We start from the raw sequence: 1,770 nt of genomic DNA on the forward strand, positions 1-1,770 counted from the left end.
CTTCATATGTAGATTCTTTACTATCTTTCTCGGAATCTAGCTGCTTTTTCTCCTGATTCTCTTCCTGATCTTCAATTAAATCCGCTGATTCTTCTTGATCCCTATCAGATTCATTACTTGATTCTTTTGATTCTGACGTTTCACCTTCATGATCAACGGTATCGTCAGTTGATTCTTCACCAGCTGATTCATTCGTACTGGTTTCATCTTCAGTTTCAATTGTTTCGGATTCCTCCGACTTGGCTTCACCGCTTTCATTCTCATCGACTTCAGTATCTTCTACAATTGATTCATCACTTTCCTCAGCACCAACCACCGACGGCACCATTATTAAGAAAAAAGCAAGAAAAATTAACAGAACATTCTTTATTCTCACTTTTTCACCTCCTTATATTAATTTAAGACCCTAATTCTAACTAAAAAGTTAAGTTAATCTTGTAACAACTAATTAGTAGATTGCTAGAGCCTTACCATGATAATATTACCATATATTTCGACTTTTGTTGACATGTCATTTTACCTATTAATTGCGCTCTCTTGTATGTTAATTACATAAAAAAACAAGAGTCTAATATAAATTGACTCTTGTAAATTTGCCTATTATTTTTCTTTTAATCTAAATGAGTTACCAATTGCTTCCGCCGTCCATTGTGCTAGTTTTTGTCGATACGAAGACTGTCTTAATAAATCATTTTCTTCTTTATTATCAATAAACAAGTACTCAATTAATATCGAAGGCATATCACTATTCCTTAAGACATTAAAGTTGGCATCTTGCTTTCCTCTATCAACAGCGTCAATTCGTTTGACCAGATAGTTATGAATATCTTCTTGTCTTTCTTTATCTTCAAGTGTGATATCTCTATCATGAATAAAGGTTTCAAATCCTTTACCTAATCCCATATATGCGTTACTATGAACACTCAGGAAATAATCTGAACCCAATTGATTGGCTCTTTCAGATCTTCTTTCTAGTTCTATAAACTTATCTACTGTTCTTGATAGATTCACCATTATTCCATAATAACTGTTAGTTAACTCATTCGCTAAACGTAAAGAAATATCTAGTACAATATCTTTTTCTTTTAATCCATAACCTGTTGCACCACTGTCATGTCCTCCATGACCTGGATCAATGAATAATTTTACTACACTATTTTTTAACTCTTTATAGGTTGATGGGTCCACTACTCCTGTTACTTTCAAACCATAATCTTTTTGAAATTCCTTCACTTTCCCTTCAGTGTATTCGCCGAAGTAATCACTCTCGATAATACCAGAATACCCTAGATTATTTAGTAGTTTCTTAACCTCTATAATCTCTGAGTCACTTTTTCCTTTGTAATAAGAATTGTTAAATGCATAATTTAATTTACTCAGTGTCACTTTATCAACAATCCCATGAGGTTTCAAATTATAGTGTTCTTGAAACTCTTTTACTCTTTTGTTTGTAAAGTCTCCAAAATAACTTGTCTCTAATATGCCACCAAAGCCAATAGTATTCAGCTTATGTTTGAACTCTTTTATATCATTACTCGACTTACCTAATTGTAAAGGGTGATTATAAACTTCATTGATTTTATCTAGCGTTCGAGAATCAATTATGCCATTAGCAGACAAGCCGTAGTAATTTTGAAACTCTATGACTCTTTTTTCAGAAAAACTACCATAAAAGCTAGAAACAATAATTCCACCAAAACCTAAACTATTCAGTTTCTCTTTAATGTCAATTAAGGCAGAATCGCTTTGTCCTGGCCAAATGGCAGAATC

At 32.8% G+C, this 1,770-nt stretch carries 1 protein-coding gene and 1 pseudogene; both read right to left on the minus strand.

Going from position 1 to position 1,770, the window contains the following annotated elements; all coding sequences use genetic code 11:
• Positions 1-376, minus strand: a pseudogene (locus KQ486_RS13905) (hypothetical protein); the annotation flags it as partial.
• Positions 377-600: 224 nt separating this feature from the next.
• Positions 601-1,770, minus strand: a 1,170-nt coding sequence (locus tag KQ486_RS13910; protein WP_216687986.1) for an N-acetylmuramoyl-L-alanine amidase, incomplete at its 5' end; no start/stop codon positions are given.

The organism is Allobacillus halotolerans, assembly GCF_018967645.1.
Lineage (GTDB): Bacteria > Bacillota > Bacilli > Bacillales > Alkalibacillaceae > Allobacillus > Allobacillus halotolerans.